The following is a 24,773-nucleotide window of genomic DNA, read 5'->3' as shown; positions in this document are numbered from 1 at the left end:
CCTCCCCCATCCCCTCCCGCTTGCGGGAGGGGAGCGGCTAGAGGTGAGGGAGGTCTATCTCAAACTCCGTTCAGCCTGAGCGAAGTTTAAGGCCAAGGGACTCACTCCAACCCCTTCAAATACCCCGCCGCCTGCGCCCGCACTGCCTTCCGGTCCGCCTCCGCCATCCGGTTCCAGTTCCGATACGCCATCGCCATCCGCACATTGCCCTCGAACCGTGTCTCGTGCCGCGCGAGGAAATCCCAATAGAGCGCATTGAACGGGCAGGCGTCCTCGCCGACCCGCTGCTTCACGTCGTAGCGGCACGACCCGCAATAATCCGACATACGGTTGATATAGGCGCCCGACGACACATAGGGTTTGGACGCGATGATGCCGCCATCGGCGAACTGGCTCATGCCGACGACATTGGGCAGTTCGACCCATTCATAGGCGTCGATATAGATTTCGAGATACCAGCGATGTACCTCGGCCGGGTCGGCGCCGATCAGGATAGCGTAATTGCCCGTCACCATCAGCCGCTGGATATGATGGGCATGCGCGGTGTCGAGCGTCTGGCCCAGCGCTTGCGCCATGCAGTGCATGTCGGTCTCGCCCGTCCAGTAGAAGCCGGGCAAGGGCCGTGTCGCGCGCAGGAAATTGCGCTCCACATAATCCGGCCCGACATGCCAGTAGAGCCCGCGCACATATTCGCGCCAGCCGATGATCTGGCGGATATAGCCCTCGACCGAATTGAGGCTGGCGTTGCCGTCCTCATATTCCCCCTCCGCCATCCGGCAGAGATCGAGCGGGTCGAGCAACCCCGAATTGATATAGGGAGACAGGACCGAGTGCCAGAGCTGGTGCTGGCCGGTCAGCATCGCGTCCTGATAGTCGCCGAACTTGGGCAGGCCATGCGCCATGAACGCCTCGGCCTGGGCTCGCGCGTCCTCGGCGGTGACGGCATAGGCGAAGCCGTCGAGCGAGCCGGGATGGTTGTCGAACCGCCCGGCGACGAGCTTCAGCACGTCGCGGGTGATCGCATCGGGCGCGAACGTCAGCGGCTCTGGCGGCGTGTCCTTTTTCGGCGCGGGCTTGCGGTTGTCGGCGTCGTAATTCCATTTGCCGCCCTCGGGCTTGTCGCCGTTCATCAACAGGCCGGTCTTGCGGCGCATCAGGCGGTAGAAGAACTCCATGCGGAGTTCCTTGCGGTCCTTCGCCCAGTCCTCGAACTCGGCCTGGCTGGCGATGAAGCGGGTGTCGGGGCGGATGTCGACGGGAATGCCGAACATCGTCTCCCATGCCTCCAGCATGGCGGCCACGCGCCATTCGCCCGCCTGGGTGACGACGATCCGTGTCGGATCGTGCCGTTCGACCGCACGGGCGACCTCGCCGGTGAAGCTGCCCGCATTGTCGGGGTCGTCCAGCTTCACGTAGTCGACCCGCCAGCCCGCCTTCTGCAACGCCTCGGCATGGTGGCGCATGGCGGACAGGATATAGGCGATCTTGGCTTTGTGGTGGCGGACGTAACCCGTCTCGTCCTCGACCTCCATCATCAGCAGGACGGTGTGTTTGGGGTCCGCGCCCTCCAGCGATGACAGGTTCATCGACAATTGGTCGCCGAGAATGGGGATCAGCGTTGGCGATTGGGGCATGATTATCCTACATGGCCTTCATGAAGCATCTCGGCCAGACCAGCGCGCTGCCCGCTTCCCCGGAAGAGGCGGTGCTCGATTATGTTCCCAACCCCCGGCCCGGACGGACCTATCTGATCCGGTTCGCGGCACCCGAGTTCACCTCGCTATGCCCGGTGACCGGCCAGCCCGACTTCGCGCACCTCGTCATCGACTATGTGCCCGGCGAGACGATCGTCGAGTCGAAGTCGTTGAAGCTGTTCCTGGGCAGCTTCCGCAATCATGCCGGTTTCCACGAGGATTGCACCGTCGGCATCGGCGAGCGATTGTTCGAGGAAATGAAGCCGGTCTGGCTGCGTATCGGCGGATACTGGTATCCGCGTGGCGGCATCCCGATCGACGTGTTCTGGCAATCGTCCGCGCCGCCCGCCGATCTTTGGCTGCCGGATCAGGGAGTTGCGGGCTATCGCGGTCGCGGGTGAAAGCCTCCTAACGTCTCATTCATCCCTATATGAAACAGTGGAAATGTTTGAAGTCGATCATGTGTCAAGATAATTGCGACTCATGATCGGCATCTTCGTGATGCGCGTAGGGAACAGGCTTGTGCAGAAGATCGTCAAATTTTTCGCGATGATGGCGGCGACGCTCGTCGGTCTGGGTGCGGCGAGCGCCGCGAGCGCCAGCCCGACCATCCTGATCAACGATGCCAATGGCAGCCTGGTGTCCTATGACACGGCGACCAAGACCAGCACCGTGCTGGGCAAGACCGGCACGACGATGTTCGACATCGCGCTCAACAACGGGGGCGATCTGTTCGGCGTGGATGGCGGTTCGCTGTTCAAGATCTCGCAGTCGACCGGCGCGAGCACGATGCTGGGTTCGCTGGGTTCGTTCGTCAACGGCCTGGTCTTCGGGGCGGACGGCACGCTGTTCGGCTCGGGCGACAACAATCTGTACAAGATCAACACGACCAATGGTCAGGCCAGCTTGGTCGGCTCGATGGGCGCGCTGCAGTCTTCGGGCGATCTCGCCTTCTTCAAGGGGCAGCTCTACCTCGCCAGCAATCTCGGCCTGGCCGTGGTCGATCCGACCACCGCCGCGACCCGTCTGATCGGCGGCACGACCGATATCTTCGGCCTGGCCTCGACCGGTGACACGCTGTTCGGCGTCAAGGGCACGACGATCTACAATATCGACCCGACGACTGGCCTGGGCATCGGCGTGGCCTCCTATAGCGGCAGCGGTGCTTATGGTGCGGCGTCGGTGCCGGTCGCGGTGCCCGAGCCTGCGACCTGGGCGATGATGATGCTGGGCCTGGTGCTGGTGGGTTTTGTCCTGCGCCGCCGCGGCCATGCGCCGCGCGCCGCCATCGCCTGATCCCGTCACCCGACGTGGGAAAGCGACCGGTCGCCCGAAAGGGCGGCCGGTTTTTTCATGGGGCATCGCCAATTCTCGCTTGGATAAGGATTTCGCAACCGCTTTAGCGTCAGGAATGACGAGACGGGGCTGGCGATCGGCTCATCGTCGGGCGGGATCGTGCAAAGGCGGCCCTGCTGGTTCGTGATGGAGTGTTCGCGTGAAACATCTGCTCTGGAGCGCCTTTCCTCTTGCCGCGCTGGCGCTGTCCGGCTGCCAGTCCAAGCCCGACGGCCAGTCGGTCGCGACGGTCGACGGCCAGGCCATATCGACGCAAGGGCTGGACGCCGAGCTGGCGGACGCGCCGCCGGGTGTCGATCGCCTCGCCTATCGCAAGACGATCCTGCCGCAATTGGTCGACCGCACCCTGCTGGCCCAGGCCGCGCAGAAGATGGGACTCGACAAGACTCCCGAATATGCCGCCCGGCGCGAACGACAGGAGCAGAAGCTGCTGGTCGAGATGCTGGCCGAAAAGCTGGCCAACACCGTGCCCGTGCCGACCGTCCAGGCGGTCGACGCCTATATCGCGGCGCACCCCTATGAGTTCGCGCAGCGGCAGAAATTCTATGTCGACCAGATCCGCTTCGCCCGACCGGCGAGCACCGAGGCACTGCTGTCGCTCGGCCAGTATAAGACGCTGGACGCGCTGGCCGACGGGCTGACCCGCAATGCCACGCCCTTCAGCCGCGATCATGTCCTGATCGACTCGGCGTTCCTCGACCCCGCCGTCGCGGCGCAGGTTGCCAAACAGCCTTTGGCCGATCCGATCTTCCTGCCGTACAAGGGCGTCTACACCGCCAATGCGATCATCCAGCGGATGCCGACGCCGATCGCCGGCAATGTCGCACGCGGGCTGGCGGGCGAAATCCTGCGGCGCAAGGCGATCGCCGATGCGATGGGCCAGACGCTGCAAAAGGCGCGCAAGGACGCCAGCATCACCTATCAGCCCGGCTACAAGCCCGATGGCAAGGCACCCGCCGCCAGCAAGGCGATCCAGGACGCGACCGACCGCGCCTCCGGTGGGGCGGCGGCGTCATCTGGCGCGGGCGGGTAAGCCTCGCGCCCGAGGGACGATCAGCGGCCCGACAGGATCTGGAGATCGGTGTAGAGGAACTCGCCGGTCGAGCACATCACCTGCACCATCGGGGCGTTCGTCTTCAGCGGAAAGCTTTTCGTGTCGTCGCCGATGGTGACGACGACCTGGCGACCGTCATAGCTCAGGCGAAAGGGCTGGGCGACGCCGAGCTTGTCGGTCACGCTATGGGGCAGCATGTCGTCATCCCGCCCGTTCGCCGTGAAGCCCGACATCTGGACGGGCAGGGGTTTGGCCCCCGGTGTCTTGGCATCCATGGCCAGCGCCACCAGCGTGAGACCGGCATAGCTCTCGGGCGATTGCCCGGCCGGTGTGGAGGGGGCGATCGTCAGCTTGGTGGACGGGATATAGGTCTTGTGCTCGGCCAGCGTATTTACCTGAACCTTGCCGGTCACGATGAACGGCACCGACTCCACTGGCAGGTTCAATTCCGAAAAATGCCCCGGTGCGCTGTCGCAGTCATAGCTGATGCCCTTGGCGTGACCGGCCACGGCAACCGAGCCCAAGGCCAATCCCAGTACGGCGCGGCCTATGATCGATCCCGACATCTGTCCCTCTCCCCCCTTTGAAGCCGATGATCCCGGCTCCATCCCCGCATGTGATAGCTTGGGTATGATATCGTTGCCATAGCGTCATGACGGCGGTGGCGAGGGGGCAAGGTTTCGATCGCCTGTTGTCCACCCCTACCTCTTGCGGTTGCGGTGCAGCAAATATGTAATACGGTTTGCAACCTTCCCGGGTCAGGCGGGTTGACCTGCTGGCGAGAAAGATCGGCGGACCTGTCACTTTCCTCGCGCCTGCAAGGACATGCGATATGGTGGATGCGAACGGAACCGTGATCGAACGACTGGCGCTCATTGGAAATTTCCTGCCGCGTCAGTGCGGGCTCGCGACCTTCACCACCGATGTCCATTCCGCGCTGCGCAACCGTTTCCCGGAAATCGCCGTCGACGTCTATGCGATGGACGATCATCCCGGCCGCTATGCCTATCCCCCGGCGGTGACCGCCTCCATTCCGCAGCATGAGCGGTCGGCCTATCTCGACACCGCCCGCCGAATCGAGGCGAGCGGCGCGCAGGCCATCTGGGTCCAGCATGAATATGGCATCTATGGTGGCGCGGCGGGCGAGCATCTGCTTGCGCTGCTCGACCGCACCACGCTGCCCGTGATCGCGACACTGCACACCGTGCTGGAAAAGCCCTCCGCGGACGAACGCCGCGTGATGGAGGGGTTGCTGCGGCGCTGCGCCCGCATCATCGTCATGGCCGAGAAGGGCCGCGACATCCTGCAGCGCGTTTATGGCGCCGATCCGCGCCAGATCGCGATGATCCCGCACGGCGTTCCCGATCGCGCGCTGATGTCGCCCGAGGCGTTGAAGCCGCGCTTCGACTGGGAAGGGCGCAAGGTTGTGCTGACCTTCGGCCTGCTCGCCCCGAACAAGGGGATCGAGACGATCATCGAGGCGCTGCCCGCAGTCGCCGCGAACCATCCCGAATTGCTCTATGTCGTGCTGGGCGCGACTCATCCCAATCTGATCGCACATGAGGGCGAGGCCTATCGCGACCGGCTAAAGGCGCTGGCCGATACGCTGGGCGTATCCGATAACATCGCTTTCGTGGACTCGTTCGTCGAGCATGAGGAATTGCTCGATTATCTTCAGGCCGCCGACATCTACGCGACCCCCTATTCCAACCCCGCCCAGATCACGAGCGGCACGCTGTCCTACGCGGTCGGCGTCGGCAAGGCGGTGGTATCCACCCCCTATGTGCATGCGACCGAGATTCTGGACGACGACCACGGCGTGCTGGTGCCGTTCGGCGATGTCGGGGCCTTTGCCCGCGAGATCGACCGGCTGCTGTCGGACCAGACGGCGCGCAATCGCCTGTCCGCTCGCGCCTATGCGCGCGGTCGTACCATGATCTGGCCGCGCCTGGCCGAAGCCGCGATCGAGCAATTCGCCACCGCCATCACCGCCCGCCCGCGCCGGATCGGCAGCGCGCCCCAGGCGTCGATCAAGCCGCTTACACCTGATTTGGCCGCTGTCGAGCGCATGAGCGATTCGACCGGCATGTTGCAGCACGCCATTTATTCGGTGCCCGACCGTCGCCATGGCTATTGCATCGATGACAATGCGCGCGCGCTGATCTTCATGACCCAGGCGCCGGATATCGATCCGGTGACGCGGGATAAGTGGACGACCATCTACGCCTCGTTCCTGCAATATGCCTGGAATCCCGAAGAGCGTCGCTATCGCAACTTCATGCGCTTCGATCGCAGCTGGTGCGAGGAGGTGGGGTCCGAGGACTCCAACGGCCGTACCCTCTGGGCGCTGGGCGTCACCGCGCGCGACGCGCAGCAGGGCAAGCATCGCGACTGGGCCCAGATGTGGTTCGATGCCACCGCTTCGCTGGCGCTCGATCTGGGTTCGCTGCGGGCGCAGGCCTTTGCGATGCTGGGCGCGGCGGCGATGCTGGAGGCGCGGCCGGGGCATCAGCTGGCCCGGGCGATCCTCGAAAAGCTGCCGCCGCTGCATTTGGCCCTGCTCGAAGAGGCGCGGCGTCCCGAGTGGCAATGGTTCGAGATCGTGCTCGCCTATGACAATGCTCGCGTACCGCAGGCGCTGATCGAGGCGGGGCGTGCGCTGGGTCGGCAGGACTTGATCGATTGCGGCATCGCGACGCTGGAATGGATCGTCGCCAAACAGACCTCGCCCGAAGGCCGTTTCCGTGCGGTCGGCAGCGAGAGCTTCGGTCGTCCCTATGCTGAGCCTTTGCAGTTCGACCAGCAGCCGCTGGAGGCGCAGGCGACGGTCGAGGCATGCCGTTCGGCCTATCTCGCCACCGCCGACGCCCGCTGGATCGCCGAGGGGGAACGGGCCTATGGCTGGTTTCTGGGCGCCAATGATCTCGACCTGCCGTTGGCGACCGCGCATGACGGCGGCTGTTTCGACGGTCTGATGCCGACCGGACTCAACCGGAACCAGGGCGCGGAGTCGATCCTCGCCCTGCAGCTCGCCAATTGCGCGATCGCAAGTCTTTGCCAATCCGCCTCATCCATGGCAGGAGCCGATCGTCATATCGCCTGATGCGGGATCGCATGGGGGGTGTGATGAGCGTTTTGGGTAACATGGCGAGACAGTAGCGCGATGGATTTGTTCAACCACCGGCTGCGGCTTCATGCCGATCCTTCGCGTGTCGTGGTACGACCGTTTCACATCGCCTGGGGCGGCGGCAACGGTGCGCCGCCCAGCCGTACCGAGCGTCTGGTCGGCGAGGTGCTGGCCATGTCGCCGCAGGAAGCGCGCGACCAGTTGGAAACCGTGCTGAAGGATTTCGAGGCACGGCATTGGCAGACGCGCCGCGTCTTCATGACCCGTTATGACCAGATCGAGGATCTGCTGAAGCTCGACGGATCGAAGATCGGCGACGAGAAGCGTCAGCTGATCGGGGCGTATTTCTGTCACGAGTACAGCTATGCCGCCGCCGCGCTGATGAACCCCTCGGCCGTGCCGCATTTCGACCAGACCGGCATCCAGCCGGGGTCGCAGCGTATCCTGATGTCGATGCGCGCGGTGGGTGAGGGGCATATCTCTTCGGTCGCCTTCCGCGAAGGCATCATCAACGACCAGAACCAGCTGCGACTGGCGCCCGAGCCGCCCTTCGCGACGGCGACCGACGTGCATGGCTGGGGCGACGATACGATGCCCAACGGTCCGATCACGGTGCACCGTCATCGCGACTCGACCTTGTCGGGCACGGTCATCTTCCCGATCACCCAGGCCCAGTCCAAGGGGCTGGAGGACATGCGGATCGTCCAGTTCACGCATGATGACGGCGCGCTGGAATGGATCGGCACCTACACCGCCTATGACGGTGCCGGCATTCAGTCCGAACTGATGCGCACCCGCGACTTCCGCTCGTTCGACCTGGTGCCGATGACCGGCTCGGCGGCGCGCAACAAAGGCATGGCGCTGTTCCCGCGCAAGGTGGCGGGCCAGTATATGATGATCGGGCGACAGGACGGCGAAAACCTGTTCCTGCTCAAGTCCGACTCGCTGACCCACTGGGACGAGGGCGAGAAGATCCTGACCCCGGTTTTCCCCTGGGAGCTGGTGCAGATCGGCAATTGCGGCCCGCCCATCGAGGTGGACGAGGGCTGGCTGATGCTGACCCACGGCGTCGGCGCGATGCGCAAATATTCGATCGGCGCCGCGCTGCTCGACAAGAATGATCCGTCCAAGGTGCTGGGCCGTACCAAGCAGCCGATCCTCGCTGCCAAGGACCAGGATCGCGAAGGTTATGTGCCCAACGTCGTCTATTCCTGCGGAGCGATCCGCCATGGCGACTCGCTGTTCCTGCCCTATGGCATCGCGGACAGCTCGATCGGCTTCGCGTTCGTGAAGATCAGCGAGCTGCTGGCCGCTATGTAACGGCCTAACGACGCCCCTCTATTCCTCCCCTGCAAGGGGAGGGGGACCATGCAAAGCATGGTGGAGGGGTGTCACCCTCTCGGTAGCGTGACACCCCTCCGTCAGGCCTGCGGCCTGCCACCTCCCCTTGCAGGGGAGGAATGACCGATCAGCGCACCACTGGCGGAAGGCTGAGCACCTGGCGGCGCGTATAGCGATACAGCGCCGCCACGATCCCCAGGAACAGGATGGTCCCCCCGACCAGCGCAGGGGTAGCGAAACTCTCGCCGACCAGTGCCAGCGGCGCGTCCGAGTTGGTGAGGTAGACGATCCCGGCGAAGCCGACACCCCACAGGCTTTCTCCGACGATCAGTCCGGTCGCGGCGAGCACGCCCAGCCGCTCGGCGGCTTCCGGGTTGGCGCTGCGCTTGGCCCAGCGGTCATAGGCATGGCCGATGGTGGCACCGATCACGACCGGGAGCGTCGCCGACATGGGCAGATAGATGCCCAGCCCCACGCCCAGCGGCGGCAGGCGCAACCAGCCGAGCTTGCCGCAGATTTCGTCGACGACGATCACACCGACGCCTACAGCCGCGCCGACCCCGATCATCGCCCAGTTGAGATCGCCACCCAGCACGCCCTTGGCCAGCGCCGAAATCAATGCTGCCTGCGGGGCTGACAAGGCGTTCGGTCCGGCACCGGGAGTCCCCGCAAAGCCCAAGGTCGCATTGAGCAGGTCGAGCACCGGCGGGATCACCAGACTGCCAAAGACGACGCCGATGACCAGCGCCACCTGCTGCTTCCAGGGCGTCGCGCCGACCAGCTCGCCGGTCTTCAGGTCCTGAAGATTGTCGTTGGAGATGGTCGCGACGCCGAACACGACACCGGTCACGATCAGCGCATAGGCGACCAGTGCCTGCGTCGTCTCAGGAGACGTGCCGCGCCCGAACAGTCCGACGAGCAGCAGCGCGGCGGCCAGCACCGACAGGATACCGATCCCCGACACCGGGCTGTTGGAGGCCCCGATCAGCCCCGCCATATAGCCGCACACGGCTGCGATCACGAGGCCGACGAGCAGGATGAACAGCAACGCACCCCCGATCAGAGCCACGCCCGACGCCGCCAGCGGCCCGCCTGCGATCACCGACCAGAGCAGCCCCGCGATCGGCACCAGCGTCGCCAGCGCCACGGCGGCGACGATGCCGATCGGCAGGTCGCGCTCGCCGATCGCCAGCACCGCGCCGTCGCGCCGCGCCGAGGACGCGGCGAGCGACGAGCGGATGCCGCCGACGACTGGCCGGATGATCTTCAACAGCGTCCAGATCGCCGCCACGCCGATCACGCCCGCGCCCAGGAAGCGCACGTCACGGCTGAAGATGCCGCCCGCCCATTCGGCAACCGGCCCGGTCGAGGGCGCCATGGCGGTCAGGATGGGCAGCGCCACCCACCAGCCGATGGCGATCCCCGCCAGCATGGCGATACCGACCGACAGGCCGACCAGATGCCCGACCCCGATCAGCGCGAAGGACAGCCCGCCCGAAATGCCGGTCGCGCCGGCCCCGGTGCGGAACCAGACCGCGGCCTCGGCGACCGCCAGCTTGGTCTGGGTCAGCACGGCGAAACCGGCCGAGGCGATGGCGTTGACGACGATCAGGCGCAGGCCGGTCGTGCTCTCCGCCTCGCCCTCGCGGCTGCCGGCACCGACCTTCAGCACTTCGGCGGCGGCGCGGCCTTCGGGATAGGGCAGGTCGGTGTCGACCACCAGCGCCCGGCGCAACGGGACCGAGAACATCACGCCGAGAATGCCGCCCGTCGCGGTGATCCCGGCGGTCAGCCAATAGGGGAAACCCTGCCACCAACCGATCATGACCAGGCCGGGCAGCACGAAAATGATCGCCGCCAGCGTCCCCGCCGCCGAGGCGACCGTCTGGACGATGTTGTTCTCCAGTACCGAACTGTTCGGCAGGTAGCGCAGGATCGCCATCGAGATGACCGCCGCCGGGATCGAGGTGGCGAAGGTCAGCCCGACCTTCAGCCCCAGATAGACGTTTGCAGCGGTGAACAGCAGCGTGATGATCCCGCCCAGCGCGATGCCGCGCAGGGTCAGTTCGGCGACGGGGCGGGTGTCGGTCGTGGAAATCCGGCTCATGCGCGCAGATGTGGCAGAGTGCGGCCCGCGCGCCTAGCGTTTCCGTGCGGGGGCGTGCGTCGTTCCCATCTCGCCCCACCCCGGCGAAGGCCGGGGTCCAGTCGCCATGCATGATTGATGGCGCGGTGTATTGGCCTCCCCCGCGACGACGTGCGTATCGTGGGCTTGGCGGAGCCTGGACCCCGGCCTTCGCCGGGGTGACGTGGTTTGGAGGGGGGCGGCCTTCGCTTGGACTGTGTTCCTAGTCCCGGATCAAGCTCGAGCGCATGCAGATGGAGAAAATATCAAGTGAACCCTTCCTCTTCGCCCTAGGAGAGAAAAGAGGCCCGTCTCCCATAGCGGATGGTAAGGGTGAGGGGAGAGGCCTTACCCCCGGAACAGATTCCCCAGCACCCCGCGCACCACCGCGCCGACGATGCCGCCGCCTGCATTGCTCGATCGCCGCCCCGAGCCACTGCCGAACACCTGCTTGCCGATCTCGTTGGCCACCTGTCGCCCGATCGAGGAACTGGCCGAGCGGGCCGCGCTGGTCGCGATCTTGGCCCAGGGGGAGTTGGCGGCTTCGCGCTGTTCGGCGATGCGGGTGCGTTCGGCTTCCTTGGCGGCCTTCGCATCGGCCTTGGCCTGTTGGGCCGCCTGCTTGTCGGCTTCGGTCTGTGCCTTGGCCTCCGCAGCGGCCGCCGCTGCCTCCTGGGTCTTAGCGGCGAGCAATTCCTCGGCCGATTCGCGGTCCACCGCCTGGTCGTATTTGGTGCCGACCGCATCGGTTTCGACCAGTAGCTTGCGCTCCTCGGGCGTCGCGGGGCCGACGCGGCTGCGCGGCGGGGCGATCAGGGTACGCTCGACGGGCGAGGGTGAACCATCGGGCTGGAGCAGCGAGACCAGCGCCTCGCCGACCTTCAGCTCGGTGATCGCGGTGGCGACATCGACGCCGGGATTGGCGCGGAACGTCTCGGCCGCCGAGCGCACCGCCGCCTGGTCGCGCGGGGTGAAGGCACGCAGAGCGTGCTGCACCCGGTTGCCCAGCTGCCCGGCGATCTTGTCGGGCACGTCGATCGGGTTCTGGGTGATGAAATAGACGCCGACGCCCTTCGACCGGATCAGTCGCACGACCCGCTCGATCGTGTCGACCAAAGCGGGCGCGGCATCGTCGAACAGCAGATGCGCCTCGTCGAAGAAGAAGACGAGCTTGGGCTTGTCGGGGTCGCCGATCTCGGGAAGCTGCTCGAACAGTTCGGACAGCAACCACAGGAGGAAGGTGGCGTACAGCTTGGGACTCGCCATCAGCTGGTCGGCGGCCAGGATGTTGACCACGCCGCGCCCGTTCTCGTCGGTGCGGATCAGGTCGGCGAGTTCGAGCGCGGGCTCGCCGAAGAAATGCTCCGCGCCTTGCGTGCGCAACTGGAGCAGCGCGCGCTGGATCGCGCCAACGGATTGCTTGGAGACATTGCCATAGGTGGTGGTCAGCTCGTCCGCGCGGGCGGCGCATTCGGCCAGCATCGCCTGAAGATCGTCCAGGTCGAGGAGTAGCAGCCCTTCCTTGTCGGCGAGATGGAAGGCGATGGTCAGCACACCCTCCTGCGTCTCGTTCAACCCCATCATCCGGGCGAGGAGCAGCGGTCCCATTTCCGACACGGTGGCGCGGACCGGATGCCCCTGCGTGCCGAACAGGTCCCAGAATTGCACGGGGGCAGCCTCATAGGCCCAGTCGGTCATGCCCAGTTCGGCGGCGCGCGCGGAAAAGGCCGCATGGGTCTTGCCCAGCGCCGATCCGGCCAGCCCCAGGCCGGACAGGTCGCCCTTCACGTCCGCGACGAAGCTGGGCACCCCGGCGCGCGAAAACCCCTCGACCATGGTTTGCAGCGTCACCGTCTTGCCGGTGCCGGTCGCGCCCGCGATCAGGCCGTGCCGGTTCGCGCGCTTGAGGTCGATCGCCTGTGGCTTGCCGCCGCCTGTGCCGATGAAGATACCGTCCATGGCCCGCATCTTATCGCGGTGCGCGAGGACGGGAATAGCAAAAGGCCGCCGCACCCCGGGGATGCGACGGCCTTTTGCGTTCAGCCGATCAAGGCCGGGCTTATTTGATGCGAAGCGGCATCAAACGGTCGGCGATCTTGCCGCGCGTGATCTGCGCCAGCACCTGCGGACGCCCGGCGGCCTTGGCGGCGGCGACGACGCGCTGGACGTCCTCGGCCGTGCGCACGGGGGTGCCATTGATCGCGCTGATGACGTCGCCGCGCTTCAGCTTACCCGCGGCATCGCTCGACGGATCGACCGCCGCGATCACCACGCCCTGGGTCGACGGATCGACGTTAATCGCCCGCGCGATGGCGGGGGTCAGCGGCTGAACCGACAGGCCCAGCCCGCCCCCGGCGGTCGGTGCCACCTGCGCATCGTCGTCGCTGTCGGGGAAGGCGTCGGCACCGTCGCCCAGCTGCGCCGCCAGCGCCTCGTTGGACGGACGCGTCGCGGCGGTCGCGGTCAGCGACACCGGCTTGCCGCCGCGCAGCACCTCCAGCTGGACACGGCCACCCGGCTGAACATTGGCGATCAGATAGGACAGGGTCTGCTCGGGCGTCACGGCCTGGCCGTTGACCTTGGTCACCACGTCGAACGCCTTCAGGCCTGCCTTGGCGGCGGGGCCATTGGGCTCGACCTTGGCGATGATTTCCCCCTGGTTCTTGGGGATGCCGAGCGACGCGGCGACATCGTCGGTGACCGGACCACCGATCTGCACGCCGAGATAGCCGCGTTCGATCTTTTCGCCCTTCATCAATCGATCGACGATCGGCTTGGCGTCTTCGGCCGGGATGGCGAAGCCGATGCCGATATTGCCGCCCGACTGCGAATAGATCTGGCTGTTGATGCCGATGACGTTGCCGTTCATGTCGAACATCGGGCCACCCGAATTGCCCTGGTTGATCGCCGCATCGGTCTGGATGAAGCGATCGTTCGCGCCGCCCTGACCGGTCACGCGGTGGACGGCCGAGACGATACCGGCGGTCACCGTGCTCGACAGGCCGAAGGGCTGGCCGATCGCCAGTACCCAGTCACCCGGCCGCGCCCGCGATGAATCGCCGAAGCGGACGAAGGGCAGGTTCTTGCCATCGATCTTCAGGACGGCGAGGTCGGAGGTTTCGTCACGACCGACGACCTTGGCGGTATATTCCTTGCGGTCGTTGAGCGTGACGGTGATCGAATCGACCGACGCACCCTGCGCCCCTGGCGCGATGACGTGGTTGTTGGTGACGATATAGCCGTCGGGCGAGATCAGGAAGCCCGACCCCAGCGAGGCGCCTTCCTGCTTGCGGGGCTGTCCGCCACCGCCGCCGCCGGGCATGCCGAAAAAGCCCTCAAACGGCGTACCCGCGAACGGGTTGGCCTGCTGCTTCACCGTGATCGACTGCTTGGTCGAGATGTTGACGACGGCCGGCTGGAGCTTGGCGACCATGTCGGCAAAGCTCATCGGCGCGCCGGCACGGGGGGCGACCGCCTGGATCGCGCCGGGTTCGTTTTGCGCGACCTGGGCGGTGCCGGGCTGAAGGGCCAGGGTCGCGGTCGCGCCACCGAGGAGGAGCGCACTGGTAATGGCGTAGGCGTAACGCACTGGGCTGGGGTCCTCTCAAAGAAAAAATTCAGTTTGACCGTGGCCTATTTGTCACGGTTTGGCTGAACGACGCTTGAATATGAACGAGCGGAAAGGTGGAAATTCCACCTATCGGCCCGGCGCGGTGAATTCCTTCAAATAGCTGTTCTCGGGCGACAGAATGATCTGGGTCGCGCCGCGTTCCTGATTGGTGCCGTCCGCGCCGAAGGTATGACGATAGGACTGCATGGCGCGGTAGAAATCATAGAAGCCCGCATCCTTGCCGAACGCCTGCGCATAAATCTGCGCCGCCTGCGCATCGGCGTCGGCGCGCACGATCTGCGCTTGCTTCTGGCCCTGCGCGGCGATGGTGATCGCCTCCTGCTGGCGTGCGGTCTGCATCCGGGCGAGCGCGCTTTGCAGCGGCGTGCCCGACGGCAGTTCGGCTTCCTTGATCCGCACGTCGACGATCTGCACGCCGTACTGGCGCGCGATCCGGTCCAGCCGGACCTGGATCGCGTCCATCACCTGGCCGCGCTCCGGGCTGAGCAGCTCGGACGAGCGCCGCTTGCCCAGTTCGTTGCGAAGCGCCGAGCCGAAGATCGGGCGCAGCTGGTTGATGACGCCGTCCACGCTGCCCGCCGTCGCCAGCATGCGGCGCGGGTTGATCACGCGGAAACGGGCAAAGGCATCGACATTCATGCGCAGCTGATCGGTCGACAGCACCTGGGTCTTTTCCAGGTCGAGGTCGAGCACGCGCTTGTCGACCCACACGATGCGGTCGACGAACGGGATGCGCGCGATCAGGCCCGCCCCGCTGTTGCCGATATCCTCGCCGGGGCGATAGCCGTTCACGACCAGCCGCGGCTGCCCGAAGCGGAAGATCACCGCTTGCTGCGTCTCGCGCACGATCGAGAAGGTCGCCGCCGCGAGTATCACCGCGACCAGCAGCGCGACGGCCGCCACGATCGGGTTGCGAAGGGTCAGGCCGTTCACTGGCCGCCTCCCTGGCTGGGCGTGGGATTCGGCGTGGCCGGGGCCGTCGCCGTGATTTCGGGCGGCAGCGGCCGGGGCGTCGCCTTGGACAGCGGCAGATAGGGGACCACGCCCGGCGCTTCCACGATGGTCTTGTCGGCCTTGGCCAGCACGGCCTCCATGGTCTCGTAATACATGCGGCGGCGGGTCACTTCGGGGGCCAGGCGATATTGTTCGTACACCTTGTCGAACTGCGCCGCCTCACCCTGCGCCTTGGCGACGACCTGCTGGGCATAGGATTTGGCCTGGTTGACGTCGGCCACCGCACGCTGCTGCGCCGCCGTCACCTTGTTGAAGTCGTCGACGATCTGCTGTGGCGGCGCGGCCTGCTTGATCTCGACGCCCTGGATGCGCACGCCCGAGCGATATTCGTTCAGGATCGACTGGGTCAGTTCCTGCACCCGCTGGCCGATATTGGTCCGGCCCGAACCCAGAGCCTGGTCGAGCGTGGTCTCGGCGATCACCGCGCGCATTGCGCTTTCGGCGGCGGCGCGCACGGTTTCCTGCGGCTGGGCCAGGCGGAAGGCGAAGTCGCGCGGATTGGCGATGTCCCAGCGCACCGAATAGCTGAGGTCGATGATGTTCTGGTCCCCGGTCAGGACCAGATTTTCGCCAGACCCTTCCGGGAAATTCTCGGTGCGGATCTTCTGCACGTCCAGCACACGGACGCTGGCGATGGGGGCCGGGGCGGTGATCTGGATACCGGGTTCGAGGATGCCGGTATAGCGCCCGAAATAGGTGACGACGCCGCGCTGCTGCGGCCCGATCGGATGGATCGAGGTGTAGAGCACCCAGACCGCGACGATGATCGCCGCCCCGATCGCCCAGAGCGCCCGGCCGCCGGGTGCGCCCGGAATCCCCCCAAAGCCGCCGCCATTGCCGGGGCCTTCACCCGGACCGCCGCCGCCCGAACCACGCGCCTTGCGGATGAATTCATCCAGCGCGGTGGGTTTCGCCGCGGGCTTGCGGCCGCCCGGCGGCACGGCCCAGGGGTTGCGGGGACCGCCATCCGAGTCCTCGCCGGACCCGCCCCAGGGGCCCTTTGGCGTTTCGGCGGCAAGAATGGGGGGGCGTCGAAACCAGCCCGTCAGCTTTCTCATGCTCATCGTTATAGGAACGGTTCGCCGACAAAAACAGTGCCAAGCCGCGCTTCGCATCCTATCTGGCCGCCATGAGCATGATCGAGACGGTAAAGGCGGCGGTCGCCGCGGTGGCGGGCAAGCGCGCGAATGTGCGGATGGAGGGCGCGCGGGCGGGCGTCGTCCTGGACACGACGGGCCTGGACGGCGCGGCGCGCCACGCGCTGGAGGAAGAGGTGAAGGCTGCCGCGATGCAGCCGGGCGTCGAGGATGTCCGCGTCGTCCTGACCGCCGAGAAGCGCGAGCGTCGCATCGTCGCGGTCGCCAGCGGCAAGGGCGGGGTGGGCAAATCCACCCTGTCGGCCAATCTCGCCATCGCGCTGGCGCGCAGCGGCCGCAAGACGGGTCTGGTCGATGCCGATATCTATGGCCCGTCGCAGCCGCGTCTGATGGCGGCCGAGGGGGTGAAGCCGGTCGCGCAGGACGGCAAGCTGCAACCCGTGGCCACGCCCTATGGCGTGTCGCTCCTGTCGATGGGCCAGCTGGTCGAGCCCGATAAGGCGATCGCGTGGCGCGGACCGATGGCGGCGGGCGCGCTCAGCCAGCTGGTCGATGGTGACTGGGGCGCGACGGAGCTGCTGGTGCTCGACCTGCCGCCCGGCACCGGCGACGTACAGCTGACCATGGTGCAGAAGCATCGCCCGGCGGGCGCGGTGATCGTGTCGACGCCGCAGGACCTGGCGCTGATCGATGCGCGCCGGGCCATCGACTTGTTCCAAAAGGCGGGCGTGCCGATCCTCGGGCTGGTCGAGAATATGGCGGGCTATTGCTGCCCTCATTGCGGCGGCATCTCCGACCCGTTCGGGTCGGGCGGCGCGGAGGCGGCGGCGGTGGAGCTGAGCATCCCGTTCCTGGGCCGGGTGCCGCTGACCATCGCGATTCGCACCGCGTCGGACGCGGGTCAGCCCCCGGCGGCGGGGGAGGACGATATGGTGTTTGCCCCGCTCGCGGCGAAGGTGGCGGAGGCACTCGACCGTCTGTGATGAAACCGGCGGGGCGGCGGGGCGTTGGAGCGCGACAGACCGCCGCTTTTGCAGGGACATATCCGGCACGGGCGGTGACGAAGGGGACCACCAATGCCGTTGACCGCCGATGAGGATATTCGCGAGCTGCTGACGACGGCGCGGACCATCGCGCTGGTCGGTGCGTCGGATCGTCCCGACCGTCCTTCCTATGGCGTGATGAAGCGGTTGCAGGATCACGGCTACCGGGTGATCCCGGTCAATCCGCAAATCACCGGCGAACATGTGCATGGCGAATTCGTCTTTCGCGAACTGGGCCAGCTGGGCGACTCCATCGACATCGTCGACATCTTCCGCCGCTCCGATTCCGTGGGCGCGATCGTGGACGAGGCTATCGCGATCGGGGCCAAGGCGATCTGGATGCAGCTGGGCGTGGTCAACGACGAAGCCGCCGCACGGGCCGAGGCGGCCGGGCTGAAGGTCGTCATGGACCGCTGCCCCGCGATCGAGATAGCTCGGCTGGGCATAGGGCCGGTCGTCCAGGACTGACGGCTCGCCGCAGGCGAGGATCGTTGGGGCGAAATAATAGGGGAGAAGGACGATGGTGCCGTTGTTGCTGTTACTGGTCGCTCCTGCGTCCGATGGGGAGCAGGGACTGACGCTGCCCCGGTTGACGCCTGCGTGCACCCTGTCGACCTGCCAAGGCGGCAAGCGTCCTTCCCCGTATCGCCTCGCGCCCGATCACGGCGTCGCTGTCGACTCCAAGGCAAGGGCCTTCGCCAATAACGGCACTTATTGCGCGGTGGTCGGCGACAAATATTGCACCAGCAAACCCCGCACGCTCTTTCGCACCGCAATTGATTGAGAGCACGGCGGTCGATAGCCTCGACAGCGGACCATCACTCTTGGGGATCGATCGCCGATGCTGTCCCTCTTGCTATTCGCCGTGCAGGCCGCATCCGTGCCGCCGCCACCCCGGCCGGGGACGGAACGCTTTTCCATCCTGCTGAGCGATCCTTGTCCCGTGTCAGCGGGAAATGCGAAGGATATCGTCGTATGCGGCCGGCGGCAGACCGATGATCGGTTGCCCGAACTCCCCGATACGGGGCCGAGCGGACCGACGCCGAGCAACCCTTATATGACGGGTATCGGCGCCTTGCGGGCGGGGCCGAGCTGCGCGGCGACCCAGTGGGGCTGCATGAGCCAACTCGATCTCAAGCGCCCGGCGCTGCTGCTCGCCAATGAGGCGCGGATTGGGATCAGCAAGCTCGTCGACAAGCACCGTGACAAGAGTAACCGCGTGCCCATCACGCTGGATGGGCCGGAACCGCGAGGGCATCTCGAACCCTGAGCCTGGGAACGCGCCTCTCGACCGGGATCGCAAAGCCGCTGGCGGTCGGCCACCACGCATGGCAAGATCAGTCGCCAGCCAGTGCCGCATCGGCGCCTGCGATGGCGGGAGGACGTCATGGGCGTGACGATGCTGGTCGTAGCGATGGCCGCAATGCTGGGGCAGGGCGAGGATGCGTCGCCGCCCCCGCCACCATCCCCTTCCGTGGATATGATCGTGGCCAGGACCCGGCAGCTGACCAGTGTCGAGATACGCTGCGTCTACAATCCCAACAGCACCGACCTGACTGTCTGCGGCCGTCGTAATGCCGACCGGTTCCGCATCCCCTTCGACGTGCCGCCCGAACCCGGCGACCGGCGGCATGAGGGGGTGATGGAGGAACGCACCCGGCTGCTCGCGCGGAGCACGCCGATCAAGGACATGTCGCCGTTCCTGGTCGGCGGCGGCTTTGCGGGCGTGACGATGGACACGAACCCGCCCGGCAATGGGGGCATGACCCTTCGCAAGCCCGCGCCGTGACAGAAGGACGCCGCCGATGATCCCGTTGCTGCTGATCGCGCTCCAGGCAGAGCCCGCCGTCCCCCTGCCGCCGCCGGGCCCCGGCGCGCAGCGCTTCTCGATCCTGGCGCGCGATCCCTGCCCGGCTTCGGCGGGCACCGAGCAGGACATCATCGTCTGTGGCCGTCGCCAGGCCAATGACCGTGCACCCCGATTGGGGGATGAAGTGCCAACGGGGCCGACTCCGTCCAATCCCGACATGACGGGGGCGGATGCACTGCGCGCGGCGTCTATCCCGTGCGCCGCATTGCAGGGCGGGTGTCAGGTAGGGTTCGATGTGCTGACGCCTGCGCTGATGCTCGCCAACGAGGCGCGGATCGGGATCAGCAAACTGGTCGACAAGTCCCGCGACAAGAGCCGCCGCGTGCCGATCGCTTTGGATGGCCCGGGCCCTCAGGGGCATCTGGAGCCATAGACCCGTTCCGGCATGCCAAGCGGTAGGTCAGCCCTTGGCCCGCGCCCGTGCTCTGGCCGAGGGCGGCGGGGTGAACCAGTCGGCCAGCCCCAGCCCGGTCTCCGCCATCGCGCGTAGCACCACTTGGCCCGCCGCGCGCGCGTCGCTCAGCGCGTCGTGATGATGGTGGTCCAGCTCCAGGAACGCCGCCAGCGTGTTGAGCTTGTGGTTGGGCAGATCGGGCCAGGCGCGGCGGGCGATGGTCACGCTGTCCAGCCAGCGCGCGGTGATCGGAGGCAGCGCGTCGCGCTCGCACGCCCGGCCCAGAGCGCCCTTGTCGAACCCCGAATGTGCCACCGTCACCCGGCCGCCCAGATGCCCGGCCAGCTCGGGGTGCAGCATCGCAAAGGTCGGCTTGCCCAGCACATGTTCGGGCCGGATGCCGTGAATGCCGATGTTGAAGCCGCTGAACTCGTCGCACGGGTCGACCAGCGTCTCATAGGCGAGCACCTCCACCCCCGCCGCATAGCCGACGATGCCGATCTGGCAGATGCTGCTGGTACGCGAACAGGCGGTCTCGACATCGATGACCACGAAATCGGGGGAGATCATGCGCGGCCTTTAGCGACTTTGTCGGTTTCGAGCAATAAAAGGTCGCGGTATGGCTCGACAGAGACCATTTCTATCCGCTACCCGCCACATCTCAACAACACGCTCGGGATACAGGACGAAATTATGGGCGACGCATTGCGGGTGGCTTTGGCGGGGCTGGGCACGGTGGGAGGCGGCGTCATTCGCCTGCTCGACGCGAACCGTGACCTGATTACCCGGCGTGCCGGTCGCCCGATCGAGATCGTCGCCGTCTCCGCGCGCGACCGGACCAAGGACCGGGGCGTCGACCTGTCGCGCTTCGCCTGGGTGGACGATACCGCCGCGTTGGCCTCGCACCCCGATGCCGATGTGGTGGTCGAGCTGATCGGCGGATCGGACGGCCCCGCGCTGACCCTGGCGCGGACCGCGCTCGACGCCGGACGCGGCTTCGTCACCGCCAACAAGGCGATGCTGGCACATCACGGGCTGGAGCTCGCGCAGAAGGCGGAAGCCTCGAACGCCGCGCTGAAGTTCGAGGCAGCCGTCGCGGGTGGCATTCCGGTCATCAAGGGCCTGCGCGAGGGCGCGGCGGCCAATGCCATCGCGCGGGTTTACGGCATCCTCAATGGCACCTGCAATTTCATCCTGTCGAAGATGGAAGCCGAAGGCCGCGACTTCGCCGAGGTTTTGGCGGAAGCGCAGGCTCTGGGTTATGCCGAAGCCGATCCCAGCTTCGACATCGACGGCGTGGATGCGGCGCACAAGCTGTCGATCCTGGCCGCCATCGCCTTTGGCACTCAGCCGGCATTCGGTGACGTCGCGATCGCTGGCGTGCGCCATGTGCTGGCCGCCGATATCGCGCAGGCGGCGTCGCTGGGCTACCGGGTTCGCTTGGTCGGCGTGGCGGAGGAGGGGCCGCATGGCCTGTTCCAGCGGGTGCATCCGCACCTCGTGCCGCTCGACCATCCGCTGGCGCATGTCACCGGATCGACCAATGCGGTCGTCGCCGAGGGCAATTTCGTCGGCCGGTTGCTGTTCCAGGGCGCGGGTGCGGGCGATGGCCCGACCGCCAGCGCGGTGGTCGCCGACCTGATCGACATCGCGCGCGGTGAATATGGCGCATCCTTCGCCATGCCCGCGCACGAGCTGACCGCGGCGACCAAGGCCGACAGCGGCGAGCGGCGCGGCCGCGCTTACTTGCGCTTCACCGTGCAGGACAAGGTCGGCGTGCTGGCCGAGATCGCCGCCGCGATGCGCGATGCGGGCGTGTCGATCGAAAGCCTGATCCAGCGCGGCGAGGCCGCGGATGGCGGGGTGATGATCGCGATCGTGACGCATGAAGGGCCCGAGCGTGCGGTGGCGCAGGCGCTGGAGCGGTTGCGTGGCAGCCAGAGCCTAGTCGGGCAGCCGCTGCTGATGCATATTTTGGGGTGATTTATTGGGGGGAGGTCTCTGCGAGGCACCTTTCCCTCCCCCAACCCAGTTTCAGGTAAACTATGCCCCGCATCGTTTAGGTCATGCCGGGGGCATGACCGACCTGAAACTCGCCTGGGGGAGGGGCGTGGCCGGTACAAACTATGGGAATAGAGGCCAAACCGCTGGTCTTGCCGCTCCCCTCCCGCAAGCGGGAGGGGATGGGGGAGGGCAGGCCCCAGGCGATCCGCCCGAAATTACTTCTTGATCAACCCGATCTCCACCAGCCGCTCGAACAAATAGTCATGCGCGGTGATCGGCTCCGGATACCGATCCGGGTGCCCTTCGCTCACCGTCCCCGGCAGCGTCTTGATCAGGAAATCCGGCGCTGGATGCAGGAAGAACGGCATCGAATAGCGCGAGAAGCCGCGCCGCTCGACCGGCGGGTTGACGACGCGGTGCGTGGTCGAGGGCAGGACATGGTTGGTCAGCCGCTGCAGCATGTCACCGACATTGACCACCATCGCCCCCTCGGGCGGACGGATCGCCAGCCACTCGCCCGAGTCGCGGTCGAGCAGTTCCAGGCCCGCCTCCTCGGCGCCCAGCAACAGGGTGATGAGGTTGATATCCTCATGCGCACCCGCCCGCACGCCCTCGGCATCGGCGGGGATCGGCGGATAGTGGAGCAGGCGCAGGACCGAATTGCCGTCCTTCACCGCCGGGTCGAACCAGTGCGGATCGAGCTTCAGATGCCGCGCGATCGCCGAGAGCAGCCGGTCGCCCGCCTTGTCGAAGGCCGAGAAGAGCGCGATGAAATCCTCGCGGAACCCCTCCGGCCGGTCGGGCCAGATATTGGCGGGCATCCGGTCGGCATAAGGGTGCCCCTCGGGCAGTTCGCGGCCGACATGCCAGAATTCCTTGAGGTCGACGACCTTGGCATCCTTGGCGATCTCGGTCTTGAACGGCGTATAGCCGCGCGCGCCGCCGCCGCCGGGGACGTGATAGCCGCGCTTCTCCTCCTCAGGCAGGTCGAACAGCGCCTTGGTCTGCGCCCAGGCGCGGTCGATCAGGTCGCCGGGGACGCCGTGATCGGCGACGATGGCAAAGCCGAACCGCTCGAACGATTCACCCAGCGCGGCGGCGAAGCCTTCGGGATCGCGGTCCTGATCGGCGAGGCTGAGCGTCGGAACCTCGGCGGAGCGGGTGTCGGTCATGGCAATATGTCCAGAAAATCGAATAGGCTGCCACTTATATAACGCACCCGTCATCCGCGAACAGGGGAGGTTATCCGCCTAACGTGATCGTCCCCGTCGATCGGTCGCCGCCCGCCGAGCGCAGGTCCAGCCGGAAGGGCTTTTCCTCGGCCGTCTTGCCGACCAGCGTGCCGCCCTGGTCGGTCAGGGTGAAATCGGCCTCGCCCATCTTCTCCTGGAACCAGCCGCGCACGGTGGCGGGGGCGGCGGGACTGTCGAAGGTCATGGTGAACGCCTTGTCGCGGCCATTGCCGACATCGACGTTACGGATCGTCGAGCCCGGATAGAGATGCACGCCGTTCAGCTCGAAATTATCGGCCTCCAGCGAGACCTTGGGCAGCTTGAACGCCCCCTGGAAGCCCGGAAGCGCCAGTTTCACCTCGCCCGACTTGCCATCGACCGACGCCACCGTCTCACCGTCCGAGCTGTTGACGGTGATCGACGTACCCTGGGGGCGGTCGCAAGCGGACAAGGCGAGCGCGGCGAAGAGCGGCAGGGCAAGGGTGGTTCGTGACACCAGGGTCATCGCGGCAAACTCCGTAAGCTGTTGTGTCCGTTATAACCGAGAGGCGGGATCATCCGTTGCGCGGGCTTTCAGTGGGATGAACGTCTTGGCTGGCGGTGCCGATCGGACAGGGGCATTAGCGCGTGGAACGCAGCAATCAGAAAGGCGCTGTCGGGCACGAGTTAGGGGGAGCCCTATGCGTTACCTGAAGCTTGGTCAGCATGGCGATGATGTTCGCGCCCTTCAAAATAAGCTGAAGGTCTTCGTACCTGAGGTCGAAGTTGATGGACGCTTCGGTCCTCGAAAAGAGCGCGCCGTGCGCATAGCCCAGCGTCGGCTTGGGTGATTCCCGCCAGACGGCATAGCAGGGCCCAAGACGTTGGGGGCGCTGTTTGCCCAAAAGTCTGTAAAAGCCAATACGACCGGTCAGCCTTCTGCCTTAACCCAGATGATGGGCGCGCTAAAGGCTGCGGAGGATGCTATTTTGGCGTGGGTCAAGAAGCAGTTTGCTGGACCCCAGGTTGTGCCAGTCTCCATTCGACCCGCCGTACAACCCGCTTTGCGGCGAGCGGAGTATCAGCCCGCTCAGTCGGGCACGGTCGCGCCTGTGGCGGGCATGCGGATGTCGGCGCAGGGGCGACTCTTCATTGTCCGCCATGAAACGCAGCCTGGGGTCAGCAATCGCCTTCATCACCCCAGTATGGGGAGTGGTGTTACACTCGGTCCGGGATACGATATGAAAGACCGTTGTCGGGCGCAGGTCGCCAATGATCTGAAATCCATCTTTGGGGTCGATCCCGCTGCCGCTGAACGCGTTGCGGAAGGGGCAGGGAAAAGTGGCCGTGCAGCGGGTGATTTCGTTCGCGCCAATAAGGATGCGATCAATCTGTCCGACACGCAACAGGCCGCCCTACTGGCCAACATTGTCGGGCACTATGAAGCCATGGTGCGGCGCGCGATCAAAATCCCGCTGCACCAATATGAATTCGATGCGCTGGTTTCTTAAGCCTATAATCCCGGCGGTGGATGGAAAAGGACTACCGCTTTGATCAACCAACATCGTCCGAAAGATGCTGCGGTCGAACTGTCAAAGCACGTCTATTCCCGCGGGCAGAGGATCAAAAGCCTGGTAGTGCGCCGGGCTGCTGAAACGCAGATGCTGTTATATGGGGAATATCATTGATGACCATGTTCTTGGCCTGCGGTGCGGCCGCTGTACTGATTTTGGCAGGGTGTAGGGTCCAAACCCAATCAGCATCTTGAGTGGTGACAGTTTTCCTGATTCACTGGCGTGTGGATCAGGATGA

The 24,773-nt window shown here is 65.9% G+C and carries 24 protein-coding genes and 1 pseudogene; 15 read left to right on the top strand and 10 right to left on the bottom strand.

Annotated features, from left to right (window positions below; all coding sequences use genetic code 11):
- Positions 1-101: 101 nt before the first annotated feature.
- Entirely contained in the window at positions 102-1,634 is a 1,533-nt protein-coding gene (locus SB4_RS01280; RefSeq protein WP_058751082.1) for a cryptochrome/photolyase family protein, read from the bottom strand.
- Positions 1,635-1,654: 20 nt separating this feature from the next.
- Here SB4_RS01280 and queF point away from each other — a divergent pair, with 20 nt between their 5' ends.
- The 3 genes from queF (at position 1,655) to SB4_RS01265 (ending at position 4,083) form a co-directional block, all read left to right on the top strand.
- On the top strand, positions 1,655-2,095 hold the full coding sequence (queF, locus tag SB4_RS01275) for a preQ(1) synthase (protein ID WP_007403692.1): 441 nt from the start codon (positions 1,655-1,657) through the stop codon (positions 2,093-2,095).
- A gap of 121 nt (positions 2,096-2,216) precedes the next feature.
- Positions 2,217-2,990, top strand: a complete 774-nt coding sequence (locus tag SB4_RS01270) for a PEPxxWA-CTERM sorting domain-containing protein (protein ID WP_241488439.1) — start codon at positions 2,217-2,219, stop codon at positions 2,988-2,990.
- 199 nt (positions 2,991-3,189) lie between these two features.
- On the top strand, positions 3,190-4,083 hold the full coding sequence (locus SB4_RS01265) for a SurA N-terminal domain-containing protein (protein ID WP_058751080.1): 894 nt from the start codon (positions 3,190-3,192) through the stop codon (positions 4,081-4,083).
- 20 nt (positions 4,084-4,103) lie between these two features.
- Here the strand turns inward: SB4_RS01265 and SB4_RS01260 are convergent, their stop codons facing one another.
- Positions 4,104-4,670: a hypothetical protein gene (locus SB4_RS01260; protein ID WP_058751079.1), complete on the bottom strand. Its 567-nt coding sequence runs from the start codon at positions 4,668-4,670 to the stop codon at positions 4,104-4,106.
- A gap of 266 nt (positions 4,671-4,936) precedes the next feature.
- Here SB4_RS01260 and SB4_RS01255 point away from each other — a divergent pair, with 266 nt between their 5' ends.
- Together SB4_RS01255 and SB4_RS01250 are read left to right on the top strand one after the other, a co-directional pair.
- On the top strand, positions 4,937-7,207 hold the full coding sequence (locus tag SB4_RS01255) for a glycosyltransferase family 4 protein (protein WP_058751078.1): 2,271 nt from the start codon (positions 4,937-4,939) through the stop codon (positions 7,205-7,207).
- Between the two features lie 60 nt (positions 7,208-7,267).
- The gene (locus tag SB4_RS01250; protein WP_058716964.1) at positions 7,268-8,551 is read left to right on the top strand and encodes a glycoside hydrolase family 130 protein; all 1,284 of its coding nucleotides are present in this window, start codon (positions 7,268-7,270) and stop codon (positions 8,549-8,551) included.
- 148 nt (positions 8,552-8,699) lie between these two features.
- Here the strand turns inward: SB4_RS01250 and SB4_RS01245 are convergent, their stop codons facing one another.
- The 5 genes from SB4_RS01245 to hflK all read right to left on the bottom strand — a co-directional run bounded on the left by SB4_RS01245 (position 8,700) and on the right by hflK (position 16,400).
- On the bottom strand, positions 8,700-10,679 hold the full coding sequence (locus SB4_RS01245) for an OPT family oligopeptide transporter (protein WP_058751077.1): 1,980 nt from the start codon (positions 10,677-10,679) through the stop codon (positions 8,700-8,702).
- 366 nt (positions 10,680-11,045) lie between these two features.
- Positions 11,046-12,656, bottom strand: coding sequence for a helicase HerA-like domain-containing protein (locus SB4_RS01240; RefSeq protein WP_241488438.1), 1,611 nt, complete (start codon positions 12,654-12,656; stop codon positions 11,046-11,048).
- A gap of 100 nt (positions 12,657-12,756) precedes the next feature.
- The gene (locus tag SB4_RS01235) at positions 12,757-14,286 is read right to left on the bottom strand and encodes a Do family serine endopeptidase (protein WP_058733608.1); all 1,530 of its coding nucleotides are present in this window, start codon (positions 14,284-14,286) and stop codon (positions 12,757-12,759) included.
- Positions 14,287-14,394: 108 nt separating this feature from the next.
- Complete coding sequence (gene hflC / locus SB4_RS01230; protein ID WP_153006005.1) at positions 14,395-15,261, bottom strand: protease modulator HflC; 867 nt, start codon at positions 15,259-15,261, stop codon at positions 14,395-14,397.
- On the bottom strand, positions 15,258-16,400 hold the full coding sequence (gene hflK / locus SB4_RS01225) for a protease modulator HflK (protein WP_058751075.1): 1,143 nt from the start codon (positions 16,398-16,400) through the stop codon (positions 15,258-15,260). Before hflK ends, hflC begins: the two co-directional genes overlap by 4 nt.
- 71 nt (positions 16,401-16,471) lie before the next feature.
- On the opposite strand from hflK, the gene SB4_RS01220 reads away from it, so the two are divergent.
- The 6 genes from SB4_RS01220 (at position 16,472) to SB4_RS01200 (ending at position 19,725) form a co-directional block, all read left to right on the top strand.
- A complete protein-coding gene (locus SB4_RS01220) occupies positions 16,472-17,422 on the top strand; it encodes an Mrp/NBP35 family ATP-binding protein (RefSeq protein WP_058751074.1) in 951 nt (316 codons plus the stop codon).
- A gap of 93 nt (positions 17,423-17,515) precedes the next feature.
- Positions 17,516-17,950: a CoA-binding protein gene (locus SB4_RS01215; protein ID WP_058751073.1), complete on the top strand. Its 435-nt coding sequence runs from the start codon at positions 17,516-17,518 to the stop codon at positions 17,948-17,950.
- 52 nt (positions 17,951-18,002) lie between these two features.
- Complete coding sequence (locus SB4_RS19360; RefSeq protein ID WP_153006004.1) at positions 18,003-18,266, top strand: hypothetical protein; 264 nt, start codon at positions 18,003-18,005, stop codon at positions 18,264-18,266.
- Positions 18,267-18,323: 57 nt separating this feature from the next.
- Positions 18,324-18,752 (top strand): hypothetical protein, encoded by a 429-nt coding sequence (locus SB4_RS01210; RefSeq protein ID WP_058751072.1) that lies wholly within the window; start codon positions 18,324-18,326, stop codon positions 18,750-18,752.
- Positions 18,753-18,869: 117 nt separating this feature from the next.
- The gene (locus SB4_RS01205) at positions 18,870-19,271 is read left to right on the top strand and encodes a hypothetical protein (protein ID WP_241488437.1); all 402 of its coding nucleotides are present in this window, start codon (positions 18,870-18,872) and stop codon (positions 19,269-19,271) included.
- Between the two features lie 16 nt (positions 19,272-19,287).
- On the top strand, positions 19,288-19,725 hold the full coding sequence (locus SB4_RS01200; protein ID WP_058751071.1) for a hypothetical protein: 438 nt from the start codon (positions 19,288-19,290) through the stop codon (positions 19,723-19,725).
- A 27-nt stretch (positions 19,726-19,752) separates the two neighbouring features.
- On the opposite strand, the gene SB4_RS01195 is transcribed toward SB4_RS01200, so the two are convergent.
- On the bottom strand, positions 19,753-20,316 hold the full coding sequence (locus tag SB4_RS01195) for a 3'-5' exonuclease (protein WP_058751070.1): 564 nt from the start codon (positions 20,314-20,316) through the stop codon (positions 19,753-19,755).
- A gap of 123 nt (positions 20,317-20,439) precedes the next feature.
- On the opposite strand from SB4_RS01195, the gene SB4_RS01190 reads away from it, so the two are divergent.
- Positions 20,440-21,729 (top strand): homoserine dehydrogenase, encoded by a 1,290-nt coding sequence (locus SB4_RS01190; RefSeq protein ID WP_058751069.1) that lies wholly within the window; start codon positions 20,440-20,442, stop codon positions 21,727-21,729.
- 236 nt (positions 21,730-21,965) lie between these two features.
- On the opposite strand, the gene SB4_RS01185 is transcribed toward SB4_RS01190, so the two are convergent.
- Both SB4_RS01185 and SB4_RS01180 read right to left on the bottom strand, forming a co-directional pair.
- A complete protein-coding gene (locus tag SB4_RS01185) occupies positions 21,966-22,922 on the bottom strand; it encodes an isopenicillin N synthase family dioxygenase (RefSeq protein ID WP_058751068.1) in 957 nt (318 codons plus the stop codon).
- A 70-nt stretch (positions 22,923-22,992) separates the two neighbouring features.
- Positions 22,993-23,487: a hypothetical protein gene (locus SB4_RS01180; RefSeq protein WP_058751067.1), complete on the bottom strand. Its 495-nt coding sequence runs from the start codon at positions 23,485-23,487 to the stop codon at positions 22,993-22,995.
- 175 nt (positions 23,488-23,662) lie between these two features.
- On the opposite strand from SB4_RS01180, the gene SB4_RS19875 reads away from it, so the two are divergent.
- The 3 genes and pseudogenes from SB4_RS19875 to SB4_RS20550 all read left to right on the top strand — a co-directional run.
- Positions 23,663-23,812: a peptidoglycan-binding domain-containing protein gene (locus SB4_RS19875; RefSeq protein ID WP_193753709.1), complete on the top strand. Its 150-nt coding sequence runs from the start codon at positions 23,663-23,665 to the stop codon at positions 23,810-23,812.
- A gap of 33 nt (positions 23,813-23,845) precedes the next feature.
- Positions 23,846-24,472 (top strand): lysozyme family protein, encoded by a 627-nt coding sequence (locus tag SB4_RS20255; RefSeq protein ID WP_241488436.1) that lies wholly within the window; start codon positions 23,846-23,848, stop codon positions 24,470-24,472.
- Between the two features lie 12 nt (positions 24,473-24,484).
- Positions 24,485-24,649: pseudogene (locus SB4_RS20550) on the top strand (glycoside hydrolase family protein); the annotation flags it as partial.
- Positions 24,650-24,773 lie beyond the last annotated feature (124 nt).

The organism is Sphingomonas sanguinis (assembly GCF_001476905.1).
Taxonomy (GTDB): domain Bacteria; phylum Pseudomonadota; class Alphaproteobacteria; order Sphingomonadales; family Sphingomonadaceae; genus Sphingomonas; species Sphingomonas sanguinis_B.
The sequence above is the reverse complement of the archived record's forward strand: the minus strand, read 5'-3'. Positions and strand labels throughout refer to the sequence as shown.